General features: G+C 53.0%; 19 protein-coding genes. 5 read left to right on the forward strand and 14 right to left on the reverse strand.

Going from position 1 to position 14,494, the window contains the following annotated elements; genetic code table 11:
• Positions 1-96: 96 nt before the first annotated feature.
• From mltC to mutY, 3 genes are all read right to left on the reverse strand, one after another.
• Positions 97-1,182, reverse strand: a complete 1,086-nt coding sequence (gene mltC, locus OGY33_RS05210) for a membrane-bound lytic murein transglycosylase MltC (RefSeq protein WP_008785777.1) — start codon at positions 1,180-1,182, stop codon at positions 97-99.
• Positions 1,183-1,268: 86 nt separating this feature from the next.
• The gene (locus OGY33_RS05215) at positions 1,269-1,538 is read right to left on the reverse strand and encodes an oxidative damage protection protein (protein ID WP_003027126.1); all 270 of its coding nucleotides are present in this window, start codon (positions 1,536-1,538) and stop codon (positions 1,269-1,271) included.
• 27 nt (positions 1,539-1,565) lie between these two features.
• Positions 1,566-2,618, reverse strand: coding sequence for an A/G-specific adenine glycosylase (gene mutY / locus OGY33_RS05220; protein WP_191238138.1), 1,053 nt, complete (start codon positions 2,616-2,618; stop codon positions 1,566-1,568).
• Positions 2,619-2,778: 160 nt separating this feature from the next.
• Here mutY and trmB point away from each other — a divergent pair, with 160 nt between their 5' ends.
• The 4 genes from trmB (at position 2,779) to ansB (ending at position 5,828) form a co-directional block, all read left to right on the forward strand.
• The gene (trmB, locus tag OGY33_RS05225) at positions 2,779-3,498 is read left to right on the forward strand and encodes a tRNA (guanosine(46)-N7)-methyltransferase TrmB (RefSeq protein ID WP_003825406.1); all 720 of its coding nucleotides are present in this window, start codon (positions 2,779-2,781) and stop codon (positions 3,496-3,498) included.
• Positions 3,498-3,824, forward strand: coding sequence for a YggL family protein (locus OGY33_RS05230; protein ID WP_003027115.1), 327 nt, complete (start codon positions 3,498-3,500; stop codon positions 3,822-3,824). Before trmB ends, OGY33_RS05230 begins: the two co-directional genes overlap by 1 nt.
• Positions 3,825-3,873: 49 nt before the next feature.
• Positions 3,874-4,593 carry a YggN family protein gene (locus OGY33_RS05235; RefSeq protein WP_003825409.1) on the forward strand — a complete coding sequence of 240 codons (720 nt, stop codon included), beginning with the start codon at positions 3,874-3,876 and terminating at the stop codon, positions 4,591-4,593.
• A 188-nt stretch (positions 4,594-4,781) separates the two neighbouring features.
• Positions 4,782-5,828, forward strand: a complete 1,047-nt coding sequence (gene ansB, locus OGY33_RS05240) for an L-asparaginase 2 (protein ID WP_003027108.1) — start codon at positions 4,782-4,784, stop codon at positions 5,826-5,828.
• A 114-nt stretch (positions 5,829-5,942) separates the two neighbouring features.
• On the opposite strand, the gene hemW is transcribed toward ansB, so the two are convergent.
• The 5 genes from hemW to OGY33_RS05265 are packed head-to-tail and all read right to left on the reverse strand — an operon-like array spanning position 5,943 to position 9,249.
• Positions 5,943-7,079, reverse strand: a complete 1,137-nt coding sequence (hemW, locus tag OGY33_RS05245) for a radical SAM family heme chaperone HemW (protein WP_003825412.1) — start codon at positions 7,077-7,079, stop codon at positions 5,943-5,945.
• Positions 7,072-7,665 (reverse strand): XTP/dITP diphosphatase, encoded by a 594-nt coding sequence (locus OGY33_RS05250; protein ID WP_003825414.1) that lies wholly within the window; start codon positions 7,663-7,665, stop codon positions 7,072-7,074. Before OGY33_RS05250 ends, hemW begins: the two co-directional genes overlap by 8 nt.
• 7 nt (positions 7,666-7,672) lie before the next feature.
• Complete coding sequence (gene yggU, locus OGY33_RS05255; RefSeq protein WP_003027101.1) at positions 7,673-7,963, reverse strand: DUF167 family protein YggU; 291 nt, start codon at positions 7,961-7,963, stop codon at positions 7,673-7,675.
• On the reverse strand, positions 7,960-8,526 hold the full coding sequence (locus OGY33_RS05260) for a YggT family protein (RefSeq protein ID WP_003825417.1): 567 nt from the start codon (positions 8,524-8,526) through the stop codon (positions 7,960-7,962). The genes yggU and OGY33_RS05260 overlap by 4 nt, the downstream gene beginning before the upstream one ends.
• 18 nt (positions 8,527-8,544) lie before the next feature.
• Positions 8,545-9,249, reverse strand: coding sequence for a YggS family pyridoxal phosphate-dependent enzyme (locus OGY33_RS05265; RefSeq protein WP_103284733.1), 705 nt, complete (start codon positions 9,247-9,249; stop codon positions 8,545-8,547).
• Between the two features lie 17 nt (positions 9,250-9,266).
• On the opposite strand from OGY33_RS05265, the gene OGY33_RS05270 reads away from it, so the two are divergent.
• Complete coding sequence (locus OGY33_RS05270) at positions 9,267-10,247, forward strand: type IV pilus twitching motility protein PilT (RefSeq protein WP_191238139.1); 981 nt, start codon at positions 9,267-9,269, stop codon at positions 10,245-10,247.
• On the opposite strand, the gene ruvX is transcribed toward OGY33_RS05270, so the two are convergent.
• The 6 genes from ruvX to OGY33_RS05300 form a co-directional block, all read right to left on the reverse strand.
• A complete protein-coding gene (ruvX, locus tag OGY33_RS05275) occupies positions 10,244-10,660 on the reverse strand; it encodes a Holliday junction resolvase RuvX (RefSeq protein WP_003825428.1) in 417 nt (138 codons plus the stop codon). The genes OGY33_RS05270 and ruvX overlap by 4 nt on opposite strands.
• Positions 10,660-11,223 (reverse strand): YqgE/AlgH family protein, encoded by a 564-nt coding sequence (locus OGY33_RS05280; protein WP_003027086.1) that lies wholly within the window; start codon positions 11,221-11,223, stop codon positions 10,660-10,662. The genes ruvX and OGY33_RS05280 overlap by 1 nt, the downstream gene beginning before the upstream one ends.
• A 176-nt stretch (positions 11,224-11,399) precedes the next feature.
• Positions 11,400-12,347: a glutathione synthase gene (gshB, locus tag OGY33_RS05285; protein WP_191238140.1), complete on the reverse strand. Its 948-nt coding sequence runs from the start codon at positions 12,345-12,347 to the stop codon at positions 11,400-11,402.
• Between the two features lie 19 nt (positions 12,348-12,366).
• Positions 12,367-13,098, reverse strand: coding sequence for a 16S rRNA (uracil(1498)-N(3))-methyltransferase (gene rsmE / locus OGY33_RS05290; RefSeq protein ID WP_008785768.1), 732 nt, complete (start codon positions 13,096-13,098; stop codon positions 12,367-12,369).
• Positions 13,099-13,172: 74 nt separating this feature from the next.
• On the reverse strand, positions 13,173-13,880 hold the full coding sequence (gene endA, locus OGY33_RS05295) for a deoxyribonuclease I (RefSeq protein WP_008785767.1): 708 nt from the start codon (positions 13,878-13,880) through the stop codon (positions 13,173-13,175).
• 94 nt (positions 13,881-13,974) lie between these two features.
• Complete coding sequence (locus OGY33_RS05300) at positions 13,975-14,472, reverse strand: SprT family zinc-dependent metalloprotease (protein WP_003825440.1); 498 nt, start codon at positions 14,470-14,472, stop codon at positions 13,975-13,977.
• Positions 14,473-14,494 lie beyond the last annotated feature (22 nt).

Genomic DNA, 14,494 nt, shown 5'->3' on the forward strand with positions numbered 1-14,494 from the left:
ATTTGCAAACAATTTCTGATTGCAAAGCAAAAGAGTGATGGAGTTAACATTTTTGGTGCTTCAGGCCCCCGTTTTAGGGGGCTGAAGAGGAATACATTAGCGGCGTCGATAGGATTTTTGTGCGGAATTGACCTTGTAAAGGTATCGGCGTGATTCAGCAGAGGGATGTCGGGTGGTCAGCGTTTGATAAACGTCACCTGGAGACATGCTGTTAATGATATTCGCGGCCTGAATTTTATCGTTCGAGAACACGCGCAGCACGCTGCCCGCACCGCCGTTGTACGCGGTGATTACCGCATAGCGGCGTGAGGTCGGATTATCGATACCACCTAAATAGACATTGTTGAGCATTGCCAGATAGGCCGTGCCGGTATCAATGTTGCTGGCCGGATCAAACAAGAAGCTACGGCTTGGTGTGCCTGAGCGCCCTTGCGAGCGGAACACATCTTTCCCGGCGCTGTGCTGTACCACCTGCATCAGTCCCAGCGCATCGGCATGGCTCACCGCATACGGGTTAAACGAGGATTCGGTTTGCATGATAGCCAGAATCAGCGACTCGTCGACGCCATACTTACGTGAAGCCTGACGCACCATACCGACGTATTTATGCGCGCGCTTATCAAGGTGGTTCGGCACCAGATTGATCGTCACGCTATAGATGATACGCAGGCCATTGCTGCGGCTTTTAAGTCGTGTTTGCAGCAGGTAGTTGGCAAAGTTGGTGGCACGCCCCTCCCAACGAATGGGCTGGCCGGTATTATCAACAACCTGTCCGTACAGGAATGGCTCTTTGGAAATCTTAATGTCGTCGACATCGGAATAGAGGTCGATAGAACCCGGATCATCGCCCATCAGCAATGTCTTGATAATCGCCCGACGCAGGTGTCCGGCGGGATCTGTCCCGGCAATGGTCTCGACGGTTATCGTACCGTCATCAAAGTTGATGTGGCTGCGGGTTTGATACTGATCGGTATACTTGACGTAGTCCTTCGGACCCGCAATCAGCACTTCCTTAAATCCCCACAAATTCTCAATATTATGGGCAAATTGCCCCATCAGAATATCAAAACCGTTGGTATCCTTGACCCAGGCTTCGTTATAGGAATCGCCTTTTTTGGTCGAACTGGAACAGGAGATGAGCAACGGCGCAATAACGGCAAGCGCGAGAAATTTTTTCATCATTCCGGGAGTGCGTGTTGTGTTTGTTGTTTGCAAGGACCAGATTAAAACGTAGGCCGGATAAGCGCAGCGCCATCCGGCAACGGTTCTTATGATTCTGGCGTATAGCCTTCAATATGCACATCCTTACCTTCAAACAGGAAGTTAATCATCTCCTGTTCCAGTAACTTACGGTGTTCGACGTTCATCATATTGAGTTTTTTCTCGTTAATCAGCATGGTCTGTTTATGCTGCCATTGCGCCCATGCTTCTTTAGAAATCTCGTTATAAATGCGTTTTCCCAGATCGCCCGGGTACAGCTGAAAATCCTGGCCTTCTGCTTCGCGTTGCAGGAAAGTGCAAAAAATCGTTCTGCTCATAAAAAGTCCTCTCTATCGTCCGGTACGTTAAACGTGTGTACCGGCACGTAATTGCTGTAACAAACGCTCCACGGGAGCCGCCAGTCCGACCGACGGCGGTTGCGCTAAGTTATACCAGAGCGCGTTGCCTTCATCCATGCATGAGGTGAATGAAGACACGGGAAGCCACATAGGCACAATATCTAAGTGGAAATGGCTAAAGGTATGGCGAAACGCATTAAGTTGGTTCAGATTATCTGCGTTAATTTGTCGTTGCGCCAGCCAGTTGCGCAGTCCATCTTCGTCGTCAAACTGCGGAAAACAGTATAAACCACCCCATAAGCCGCTGGGCGGTCGCTGTGAGAGCAGCACTTCGTCATCATGCTGCATCAGTAAAAAATAGCCCGTTCGTTCCGGTAGCGTCTGTTTGGGCTTTTTACCGGGATACAGCGCCCAACTTGCATTGGCGCTCGCCACACAGCCATTTTCCAACGGACACAGGGAACATTTAGGTTTTGAGCGCGTACAGACCATTGCGCCTAAATCCATCATCGCCTGATTAAAACGCTCAACACCCTGGGCCGGCGTAACTTGCTCGCTCAGCTCCCACAGCTTCTTTTCGACCTCTTTTTTACCCGGCCAGCCGCTTACAGCATAACAGCGAGCCAGCACGCGTTTGACGTTACCGTCGAGAATCGGAAAATGCTGACCCAGAGAGAGAGAAAGGATCGCGCCTGCGGTTGAACGTCCGACGCCAGGTAGGGCGGCTACTTCATCAAAGGTTTGCGGAAATATACCGCTATGCAGCGTCACAACCTGCTGCGCGGCTTTATGCAGATTACGCGCACGGGCGTAATAACCCAGCCCGGTCCACAAATGCAGAACTTCATCCAGCGGCGCATGGGCCAAATCCGTTACCGTTGGGAAGCGCGCCATAAAGCGCTCAAAATAGGGGATAACGGTCGCAACCTGAGTTTGTTGCAGCATTACCTCAGAGAGCCATACTTTGTAAGGCGTCTTGTCAATTTGCCAGGGCAGCGTTTTCCGCCCGTATTTGTCGTACCAGCTCAAAACCTGAGCCGAAAATTGAGACGCTTGCATGATTACCGTTTCATTATTGCCGGGGGCAAGATTGCAGCACAGCGGCAACGGGGTGTAAACCGGAACTTTCCGCTGCTCACTTTCTTCCTTTACTTGCATCCGGCAACTAACTTTGGATAATGCCCGTTTTCAGAACTTAAACACAGCAGACTAAACTTTTATGAAGAACGACGTCATTTCACCGGAATTTGATGAAAACGGCCGCCCTCTGCGCCGGATTCGTAGTTTTGTTCGTCGCCAGGGGCGACTGACGAAAGGGCAGGAACACGCGCTGGAAAACTACTGGCCGGTGATGGGCGTTGAGTTCAGCGAAGAGCCTGTAGATTTCGCAGAACTGTTTGGCCGTGACGCGCCAGTCACGCTGGAAATCGGTTTTGGTATGGGAGCGTCGCTGGTTGCAATGGCGAAAGCGCGTCCGGAACAGAATTTCCTCGGCATTGAGGTTCACTCACCTGGCGTTGGTGCGTGTCTGGCTTCAGCCCATGAAGAGGGTGTCGAGAACCTGCGCGTCATGTGCCATGATGCCGTTGAAGTCCTGCATAAAATGATTCCTGACAATTCTTTATCTATGGTTCAGCTGTTTTTCCCTGACCCGTGGCATAAAGCACGTCATAATAAACGCCGTATCGTTCAGGTACCGTTTGCTGAGCATATCTTAAGTAAGCTGAAGCTGGGCGGCGTGTTCCATATGGCGACCGACTGGGAAGCGTATGCGGAGCACATGCTTGAAGTGATGTCCTCGATTGACGGGTATAAAAACCAGTCAGAGAGTAACGATTATGTACCGCGCCCGGAATCGCGCCCGGTAACCAAATTTGAACAACGTGGTCATCGTCTTGGCCACGGCGTATGGGACTTAATGTTCGAGAGGGTGAAATAATGGCAAAGAACCGTAGCCGTCGTCTGCGTAAAAAGATGCACATCGAAGAATTCCAGGAAGTAGGATTTTCGGTTGCATGGCGTTTCCCGGAAGGTACATCTGGAGAGCAGGTCGATCAAATCGTTGATGACTTTATCAATGAAGTCATCGAACCGAACAAGCTGGCTTTTGACGGCAGCGGCTATCTGGCCTGGGAAGGTCTGATCTGTCTGCAGGAAATCGGCAAATGCACCGAAGAACACCAGGCAATCGTGCGTAAGTGGCTGGAAGAGCACAAACTCGAAGAAGTGCGTACCAGCGAACTTTTCGATATTTGGTGGGACTAAGTAGCACAGGGTCGGCAAATGCCGGCCCGATTTGTATTGAGGGAAAGATATGATGCGCAAAACGCTGCTGGCGGCAGTCCTAACGTTCACGGCGATGGCCGCACATGCAGATTACCAGTGCAGCGTCACCCCGCGTGACGATGTGATTTTGAGCCCACAAACGGTGCAGGTGAAGGGCGAGAATGGCGACCTGGTTATTACCCAGGCTGGCGATGTCACCTTCAACGGTAAACAGTACAACCTGAACGCCGCACAGCGTGAGCAGGCTAAAGATTATCAGGCGGCGTTGCGTAGCAGCCTGCCGTGGATCGACGAAGGTGCCAGAGCGCGCGTAGAGAAAGGTCGCGTGGCGCTGGACAAAATCATCGCCAAAGAGGTCGGTGAAAGCAGCAACATGCGTGGCCGCTTAACCAAGCTGGATGCGCAATTGAAAGAGCAGATGAACCGCATCATCGAGCATCGAACTGATGGCCTGACTTTCCATTATAAGGCGATTGATCAGGTCCGCGCGGACGGACAACAGCTGGTTAATCAGGCGATGGGCGGCATTTTGCAGGACAGCATCAACGAAATGGGGGCGAAAGCCGTGCTCAAAGGCGGTGGTAATCCACTGCAGGGCGTACTCGGAAGCCTCGGTGGTTTGCAGACCTCAATTCAGAACGAATGGAAGAATCAGGAACAAGACTTCCAGCAGTTTGGCAAAGATGTCTGTTCCCGCGTTGTGACGCTGGAAAACGATCGTAAAACGCTGGTTAGCACTCTGAAATAATCTTCACCTCTTATTAACGGCACAGAAACATTCTGTGCCGTTTTATTTTGTATATTTCTGTTTTTTTGATATCCATCTCTAAGAACGGCAATTTGGTGGAGATATAAATCTGGTTAATTGGAACTCGTCACATTATTCATCTGTAGGATAGACATAATGCTGCAAATTCAAGTAACTGGAGAAATAACATGGAGTTTTTCAAGAAAACGGCACTTGCCGCACTGGTTATGGGTTTCAGCGGCGCGGCGCTTGCACTGCCAAACATCACCATTTTAGCGACCGGTGGGACGATTGCCGGCGGCGGTGATTCCGCGACAAAATCTAACTACACGGCAGGCAAGGTTGGCGTAGAAAATCTGGTTGAGGCCGTACCTCAATTGAAAGATATCGCTGTCGTTAAAGGCGAGCAGGTGGTGAATATCGGCTCCCAGGATATGAATGACGAAGTTTGGTTAACGCTGGCGAAAAAGATTAATACCGAGTGTGATAAAACCGACGGCTTCGTGGTAACACATGGTACGGATACCATGGAAGAAACCGCCTATTTCCTCGATCTGACCGTCAAGTGTAACAAACCGGTGGTGCTGGTCGGCGCAATGCGTCCGTCTACGGGTATGAGCGCTGATGGCCCGTTTAACCTGTATAACGCAGTAGTAACTGCCGCAGACAAAGCCTCTGCCAACCGCGGAGTGCTGGTGGTGATGAACGACACTGTTATGGATGGTCGTGACGTGACTAAAACCAACACTACCGACGTCGCTACCTTCAAATCCGTTAACTACGGCCCGTTGGGTTACATCCATAACGGTAAAATCGACTACCAGCGTACGCCTGCGCGTAAGCACACCACGTCTACTCCGTTCGATGTGTCTAAGCTGACCGAGCTGCCGAAAGTTGGAATTGTTTATAACTACGCTAACGCCTCTGATCTGCCGGCAAAAGCGCTGGTGGATGCGGGTTACGCCGGGATCGTCAGTGCGGGTGTAGGTAACGGTAACCTGTATAAAACCATTTTCGATACGCTGGCAACCGCCGCGCATAAAGGTACCGTTGTAGTGCGTTCATCCCGTGTACCAACGGGCGCCACTACACAGGATGCAGAAGTTGATGATGCAAAATACGGATTTGTGGCTTCAGGTTCCCTGAACCCGCAAAAAGCACGTGTTCTGCTGCAGCTTGCGCTGACTCAAACCAAGGATCCTAAGCAGATCCAGGAAATGTTTAATCAGTATTAATCGATGAAGGTGGCTGCGCTTACCGCCCTAACCCTGTAGGCCGGATAAGACGCAGCCGCCATCCGGCAATTTTCCTGATGGCGCTACGCTTATCAGGCCTACGTTCACCAGCCATCACTCCGCCAGAAACAGCTCCAGCAGCGAATTCAAGAACAGCTTACCGTGTTGGGTAATCTGCCAGTACTCATCGCATTCACTCAGGTAGCCCTGGGAAATAGCCTCATCGATCTGTCGACGAATAACGTCTTCGGTAAGACCGGTATATTGCGTAAACTCCGCGCGAGGCGCGGCTTCCAGCAGCCGGAAACGATTCATGAAGAACTCGAACGGCTTATCGGCTTCGGCGACATCGCGCTGGCTTTCGAGATAACGCCCTTGCATATACCCACGCGGATGCCGTGTTTTGGTGGTGCGCAGGATTCGTCCGTCAGGGAATGTGATCTTACCGTGTGCGCCGCAGCCAATGCCAAGATAGTCGCCAAAACGCCAGTAGTTAAGGTTGTGCTGACACTGATAACCCGGTCTGGCGTAGGCTGAGGTTTCGTACTGCTGATATCCCGCGGCGGTCAGTAGCTGGTGGCCTTGCTCAAAAATATCCCACAGCGCGTCATCGTCCGGTAAAACCGGCGGTCGGGAACCGAACAGCGTGTTGGGTTCGATGGTCAACTGATACCAGGAAAGATGCGGTGGGTTGAGCGCGATGGCCTGCTGTAAATCACCCAGCGCCTCTTCCAGCGTCTGATCCGGCAAACCATGCATCAGGTCGAGGTTAAAGCTGCGTAGCCCCAGACCGCTCGCCAGGTGTGCTGCTCGTTTGGCTTCTTCCGGCCCGTGAATACGTCCCAGACGTTCGAGTTTGGCGGAGCTAAAGCTCTGTACGCCAATCGAGATACGGTTGACGCCAGCGCGTTGATAATCCACAAAGCGATCGGCTTCCACCGTCCCGGGATTCGCCTCCATCGTGATTTCTGCATCTTCGGCCAGATTCAGCCGTGCTCGCACGCCGTCGAGCAGCGTTTGCATCGCCGGGCCAGAAAGCAGGCTCGGCGTGCCACCACCGATAAAAATCGTCTTTACTTCACGTCCCTGGGCGTGGGCCACCTCAGTATCCAGATCGCTCAGCAGATGCTGCACATAGTCGTCATGAGGGACTTCGCCCTTTAGCGCATGCGAGTTGAAGTCGCAGTACGGGCATTTCTGCACGCACCACGGGATGTGAATATAAAGACTTAGCGGTGGAAGCTTAACCATTACGCAGGGCATCCAGCAACAGCTTCAGTGCCTGTCCGCGGTGAGAAATCGCACTCTTTTCTTCACGGGTCAGCTCAGCCGCGGTTTTCCCTTCAGACGGCACAAAGAAGATCGGGTCGTAGCCAAAACCACCGTTTCCGGCAGGTTCACGGGTAATCACGCCCGGCCAGCTTCCGTGGCACACAACAGGCGTTGGATCGTCTGCATGGCGCATATACACCAGCACACAATGGAACTGCGCCTGGCGCTTGTCATCAGGAATATCCTGCAGGGTGTGAAGCAGTTTTTCCAGGTTCTGCTGATCGGTCGCATCTTCGCCGGAATAGCGGGCTGAATAGATACCCGGCGCGCCGCCAAGGGCATTTACTGCCAGACCTGAGTCATCAGCAATGGCCGGTAAGCCGGTAATTTGCGCGGCATGACGCGCCTTCAGAATGGCGTTCTCAATAAACGTCAGCCCGGTCTCGTCTGCAGAATCAACACCCAGTTCCGTTTGGGCAACAACATCAAGACCGAAATCACTCAGAAGAGAGGCGAGTTCACGCACTTTACCGGCATTGCCGGTCGCGAGGACAACTTTTTGCATAGGATACCTAATCAGTTAACGCCGCAATTTCGGGCGGGATCTGTTGCGGATGAATGATTTTAACCTGTTTGTGACGACCAAGCTCGCCCTTCTCAATGACGACCTGGCTTTTTGCCACACGGAACTGTTTGCCGAGAAACTTCACCAGATGGCTATTGGCCTGGCCATCTACTGGCGGGGCGGTAATGGCGACTTTAACTTCGTCGCCATGTAAACCCACAATACTGTCACGGCTGGCTTTAGGCTGAATGTAGAGCCGTAAAACTAGACCGTCGTCGCAGGGTGTAACGGCACTCATAGCGCCATCCACAGCCCCGGCAGCAGCATGTTGCCTGTCGCCTGCAACACTTCCGCGATGCCCATGTTAATAACGTAGAGCAGCAGAACCAGAATCATTGGGGAGAAATCGATCCCGCCCATGCCTGGAAGTATGCGACGGATAGGACGCAGCAGCGGATCTGCCAGTTGAATCAGCACGTACTCTACAGGACTGCGGCCCTGGCTGACCCAGCTCATAATTGCCATCACCAGCAGCACCCAGAAAATCAGCAGCCCGATAGTCTTCAGGACAATCAGTACGGCGGCGATCCAGATGATCGGCTGGAACGTGACCACCTTAAACAGCACGATTGCTTTGATAAAGCTGAGAACGAGCGCAACTAATGCCGATGCGCTGTCGATCGGTCCCATCGGGGGAATAATGCGGCGTAACGGCCCAATGATGGGCTGAGTGATTTTCACTATAAACTGCGAGAACGGGTTGTAAAAATCGCAGCGAGACCATTGCATCCACACGCGCAGCAGCAGCGCCATGGTATACAGCTCAATTACCGTTGAGAGCAGGAAGGTCAACGTATTCATGGTGTTCCTTAGTTTTCCTTATTTTTTAGTGTAATCACGAGCACCAAAAATGGCAGTGCCAATGCGCACCATCGTGCTACCCGCCGCGATGGCGGCATCCATATCATCAGACATTCCCAGTGAGAGAGTGTCGATGCCTGGGTAGCGTGTTTTCAACCCGGCAAATGCTACCGCCATTTGCTGTGCAACTTCAAACTGCCTTACATAATCTGACTCTGGAGCCGGAATCGCCATCAGACCACGCAGGGTAATGCGCGGCAGTGCAGCGACTTCAGCGGCTAGTGCATCAAGCTCTGCCAGCGGAATTCCTGACTTACTGTTCTCATCGCTGATATTAATTTGAATCAGTACATTGAGCGGCGGCAGTTCCGCCGGGCGCTGTTCGCTCAGACGGGCAGCGATACGCAGACGGTCGATCGTATGGCACCAGTCAAAGTGCTCGGCGACCAGACGACTTTTGTTGGACTGCAGCGGGCCGATAAAGTGCCACTGCAGATCGTTGACGCCTTTTTCCTGGAAGTAGCGGATTTTATCCACCCCTTCCTGCACATAGTTTTCACCGAAGGCACGCTGCCCGGCGGCAATGGCTTCTTCGATGGCGCTCGCAGGTTTGGTTTTACTGACTGCAAGCAACGTAACTTCTTCTGAAGACCGCCCGCAACGCGTCGCGGCGGCTGAGATTTTGTCCCGGACATGTGCCAGGTTATGCGCGATATCGTTCATTTTCCGAGGATGTTCATATGAATATGGAAGAAATAGTGGCCCTTAGTGTAAAGCATAACGTGTCGGATCTACACCTGTGCAATGCATGGCCTGCGCGCTGGCGCATACGTGGAAAAGTCGAAATCGCACCCTTTACTACGCCTGACGTGGAGAATCTGCTGATGTGCTGGCTCAGTGAGCAACAACAGGTACAGTGGCAGGAACAGGGGCAGCTGGATTTTGCTATTGCGCTGGCAGGTTCCCGGCGGCTGCGCGCCAGTGCTTTTGCTCATCAACAGGGAACCTCGCTGGCGCTAAGATTGCTCCCGCTTGATTGCCCACGTTTAGACGATCTCCAGACCCCTGACGTCATACCTGAACTGCTGCGCAGTGAAAATGGGTTAATTCTGGTGACAGGCGCTACCGGTAGCGGTAAATCAACGACTCTGGCGGCGATGGTAGAGTACCTGAATCAGCATGTTGCGGGGCATATTCTGACGCTGGAAGACCCGATTGAATATCGCTACACCAGCCAGCGTTGTCTTATTCACCAACGGGAGGTGGGCGTACACTGCGCTTCTTTCGCCGCCGGTTTACGCGGCGCGCTGCGTGAAGATCCCGACGTCATTTTGCTGGGCGAACTGCGCGACGCGGAAACCATTCGTCTGGCATTAACGGCAGCGGAAACCGGGCATCTGGTGCTGGCAACGTTACATACGCGAGGGGCGGCGCAGGCCATCGCGCGGCTGGTGGATACCTTTCCCGCACAGGAGAAAGATCCGGTGCGTAATCAGCTGGCAGACAGCCTACGGGCGGTACTTTCGCAAAAGCTGGAGGAAGATAAGTTGGGAGGACGCGTGGCGCTATTTGAGCTGCTCGTCAACACGCCAGCCGTGGGCAATTTGATTCGTGAAGGGAAAACGCATCAGCTACCCGGCGTAATTCAAACCGGGCAGCAGACAGGTATGCAGACGTTTACGCAGAGCCAGCAGCAGCGCCAGGCGCAGGGTCGGCTTTAGTAGCCCTGCTCGAAATAGCTTTCGAGAATAATAACGGCAGAAGCGGAGTCCACTTTGCCTTTATTCAACGCCCGGTATCCGCCTTGTTCGAACAGGCCGGAGCGGGCCTCGACGGTGCTCAAGCGTTCATCGTGCAGCGTTACGGTTACGCCAAAGCGACCGTGAATACGGTTAGCGAACTTACGCGCGCGCGCGGTAAGGGGCTGTTCTGTGCCATCCATGTTGAGTGGTAGGCCGACAATGATTTCATCCGGCTGCCATTCTTTCAGCAGGCGTTCAATCAAACTCCAGTCTGGCGTACCGTCCTGCGCTTTAATGGCGGGCAACGGTCTCGCCGTACCGGTAATGCGCTGACCAACAGCAACACCAATACTTTTCGTACCAAAATCAAAAGAGAGTAATGTTCCGCTCATCAGGCATGTCCCGCCACGCCAGGCATGGTCTGAATATCTATCCCGATAAGCTTCGCCGCATCGCGCCAGCGGTCGGCAATCGGCGTTTTGAATAAGATGTTGAGGTCTGCGGGCGCCGTGAGCCAGGCGTTATCCAGTAGCTCTTGTTCCAGTTGACCTTTTTCCCATGATGAATAACCCAGCGCAACCAGCACTTCGGACGGTTGCTCCTGCGTACCCAGGGTTTCTAGTACATCGCGGGAGGTTGTGATGATGGTGTTATCTGAGATGCGAATACTGGAGGCAAAGCGTGAGGGTGGAGTGTGGAGAATAAATCCACGGTCTTCCGCCAGCGGGCCGCCGAGCATCACTGGTTTATCCAGACGAATGGCCGGATCGCGTTCTTCTGGGGTAATCTTCAGCTTTTCCAGAATCCCTTCAATTTGTAAGTTTTCCAGAGGCTTATTAACGATAATCCCCATTGCTCCGTTCTCATTATGTTCACAGATGTACACCACGGAACGGCGGAAAATCGGATCCTGGAGAGCAGGCATGGCAATAAGAAAGTGATGCTGTAAATTCATTGTCAGAGGTTCTGTTTCCTGGTTCAAAAAAGCAACAGAGCCCAGTATGTGGGCAAAGCTCGAAGATGTCACCCTCTGAAGATAGCATTGCCGGATGACGGCTTCGCCTAATCCGGCCTGCGGGGTGCAATTCCAGGCCGGATAAGACGCGATGGCGTCGCTATCCGGCAACGTATTTATTTCTGCAAACGCGCCTCAATGGCATCCATCAGCATACCGGTAATCGAAACCGGGAACTCCGCTTCAATTTCACGAATACAGGTTGGGCTGGTAACGTTAATTTCCGTCAGGCGATCGCCAATGATATCCAGACCGACAAAAATCAAACCTTTCGCTTTCAGCGTTGGCCCAATGCGACGTGCAATTTCCCAGTCGCTGTCGGTCAATGGACGCGGCTCGCCACGACCGCCAGCGGCCAGGTTGCCACGGGTTTCGCCGCCCTGCGGAATACGCGCCAGGCAATAAGGAACGGGTTCGCCATCGACCACCAGGACGCGTTTATCGCCATCATTAATTGCTGGCAGATAGTTCTGCGCCATGCAGTAGCGGGTACCGTGCTCGGTCAGCGTTTCAGCAATGACGCCAAGGTTCGGGTCGCCTTCCTTCACACGGAAAATAGATGCGCCGCCCATACCATCCAGCGGTTTGAGAATGATGTCGCTGTGTTTTTGCCAGAAGGCTTTCAGCTGCGCTTTGTTACGCGTGACCAGCGTTTCCGGCGTCAGGTCGGCAAACCATGCGGTGAACAGCTTTTCGTTGCAGTCGCGCAGGCTCTGCGGTTTGTTGACGATCAGCGTCCCTTTTTCTTCTGCACGTTCCAGAATATAGGTTGCGTAGATGAACTCGGTATCAAATGGCGGATCCTTACGCATCAGAATAACGTCCAGGTCTGCCAGCGGGAGATCCTGCTCGCTCTTGAACTCATACCATTTGTCGTAGTTCTGCTCTACGCTCAGGGTGCGCGTATGGGCGCGGGCTTCACCGTTGATCAGATAAAGATCGGCCATCTCCATATAATGAATTTCGTAACCGCGACGTTGCGCTTCCAGCAGCATAGCGAAGCTGGAATCTTTCTTGATGTTGATGCTTGCGATGGGATCCATCACGATGCCGAGCTTGATCATTTTCTTCTCCGTTTATGCCTTAGCCCAGATCGCCAAAACGCACCTGTAGCGCAGTAATGGCGGTGAGCGCGGTTGTCTCAGTACGCAGAACGCGAGGTCCTAACAGAATATCAGTAAACTGATAACGTGCGGTCATGGCAATTTCATCTGCCGACAACCCGCCTTCCGGGCCAATCAGCAAGCGGATGCGCTCCACCGGCAGCGGCAGCGTATTGATGCTGGCGCTGGCGCGCGGATGCAGGTTCAGTTTCAGACCTTCGTCCTGTTCCGCGCACCATGCTTCCAAATCCATTGCCGGGCGAATTTCGGGCACCCGGTTACGACCGCACTGTTCGCAGGCGGCAATGGCGATTTTCTGCCACTGCTGGAGCTTCTTGTTCAGGCGTTCACTGTCCAGTTTAACGCCGCAGCGCTCAGAAAAAAGTGGCGTAATGAGGCTTACACCCAGTTCGATCGATTTCTGGATAGTGAATTCCATTTTTTCACCGCGCGACATCACCTGACCCAGGTGGATGTGCAACGGCGACTCACGATCGTCGAGTTCAGCGTTAAGTACCTTCACGTCCACGCTTTTTTTACTGGCGTGGGTGATTTCAGCGTCGAATACCTGATTGCTGCCATCAAACAGCTGTAGCGCCTGGCCCGGTCCCATACGCAGCACGCGGCCGATATGGTTGGCTGCATCTTCACACAGTGAAATTTGGCTGCCGGAGGTGATTGGCTCAGGGTGATAAATGCGAGGAATGCGCATAGTTAAACATCCGCGTCATGGCCCTGGGCTACGAAAGGCCAGGGCATGGTTAAAAATATTGACGCTAGTGTAGGTTAGCTCTTTTGCGCCTGGCAAGCGCGTTGCACATATGGGTTATGGTTCCCCTGTACCTTTGCAATGCGTTCGTCGCGCTCACACTCCCAGTCGGTGACCGGATATTGCTTATTCCAGGCGTTAAAAAGCTGAGTTTGCTGGCGGGAGAGCGTTAGATCGTACTGGTCGCGCATGTAAAAATAGGTACGAGCAATGGCACCGCGGGCGCGGGCTGGCGGCTCGGCAACTTTCTCTTTGAAGTCGACCTTCATGGCGCATTGCCCATACTGACCCTCGCCACCGTTCCACTGGCTGTACATGAAGTTAGCGCGATCGCCATTTACCTCACCCACCGCAGGTTGCAGGTTATGCATGTCGCTTTCCATCTTACGATAGACCGGATCTTTGGCGCAGTTTTTACGCCCTCCGTCCTGCCAGCACTGACGCTGATGACCAAATTGCCAGGCGGGGACAACGTGCTCCCATTCAATTCGACTGGCGCGGTTTTCATTTTTTCGCACTTTATAGCCGCAGGATTCGAGGTCAACGACCCCTTTTTTGCCTTGCCAGTTAATTTTACAACCGCAGTAGAAATCGCCCGGCGCATCGGCGTTAACCTTGACGCCTGCTGCTTTTGCCTGAGAAAAACTGTTGATGCCTTCGGCTAAAACCGGGCCTGAAAACGCAGCGGCTAACAGGGCCGCAGCAAAAGAAAAATGACGGTACATCACAAACTCCGTGTCAAAACGAGCCCGCAACGTAGCGAAAGTTATTCCAGTATGCAATCAGTTAGGTCAGAAAAGCTACTGATAATTCTGAAGATTATTCTGCAACCAGTGGTTCGCCGCAGTGAACACAGCGGTAGGTGGCCTCACCGCGCACAACGCGGTTATGGCGGCGGACGGTCAGTTGGTGCTCCTGACACTTACAGCGGTAAGTAAAGGTTTTGCGCTGCACCGATTGCAGTTCAAACTGATGCGTGCGCCGGGCCGGTACGCCCAGAACGCTTTCCATCATCCATTTCCACTCTTTCCCGTGTGGCGGCACGCGCCCAAAGTGCTTCCACACCAGTAAATGCGCCAGTTCATGGGGTACCACTTCGTTAATGAATGCGTCGACGTTTTCCATCAGCAGGACGGGATTAAGGCGAATTTCATAGGTTTGTAGCCATGCGGTACCCGCGGCGGTGCCGCGCTGTTGGTAAACCAGCTTTGGCTCCGGGTATTGGCGTTCGAGCTTGAGATTGGCCTGGGCGAGTTTTTCCCGCAGGCTACGCATAACGGCTTGCTGGATGGCGATAGGGAGACGGGAGGTTTTCATAACGCCAGAGGATAGTGCGACA

Origin of the sequence: Citrobacter sp. Cpo032, from assembly GCF_030332975.1 — a bacterium.
Lineage (GTDB): Bacteria > Pseudomonadota > Gammaproteobacteria > Enterobacterales > Enterobacteriaceae > Citrobacter > Citrobacter portucalensis.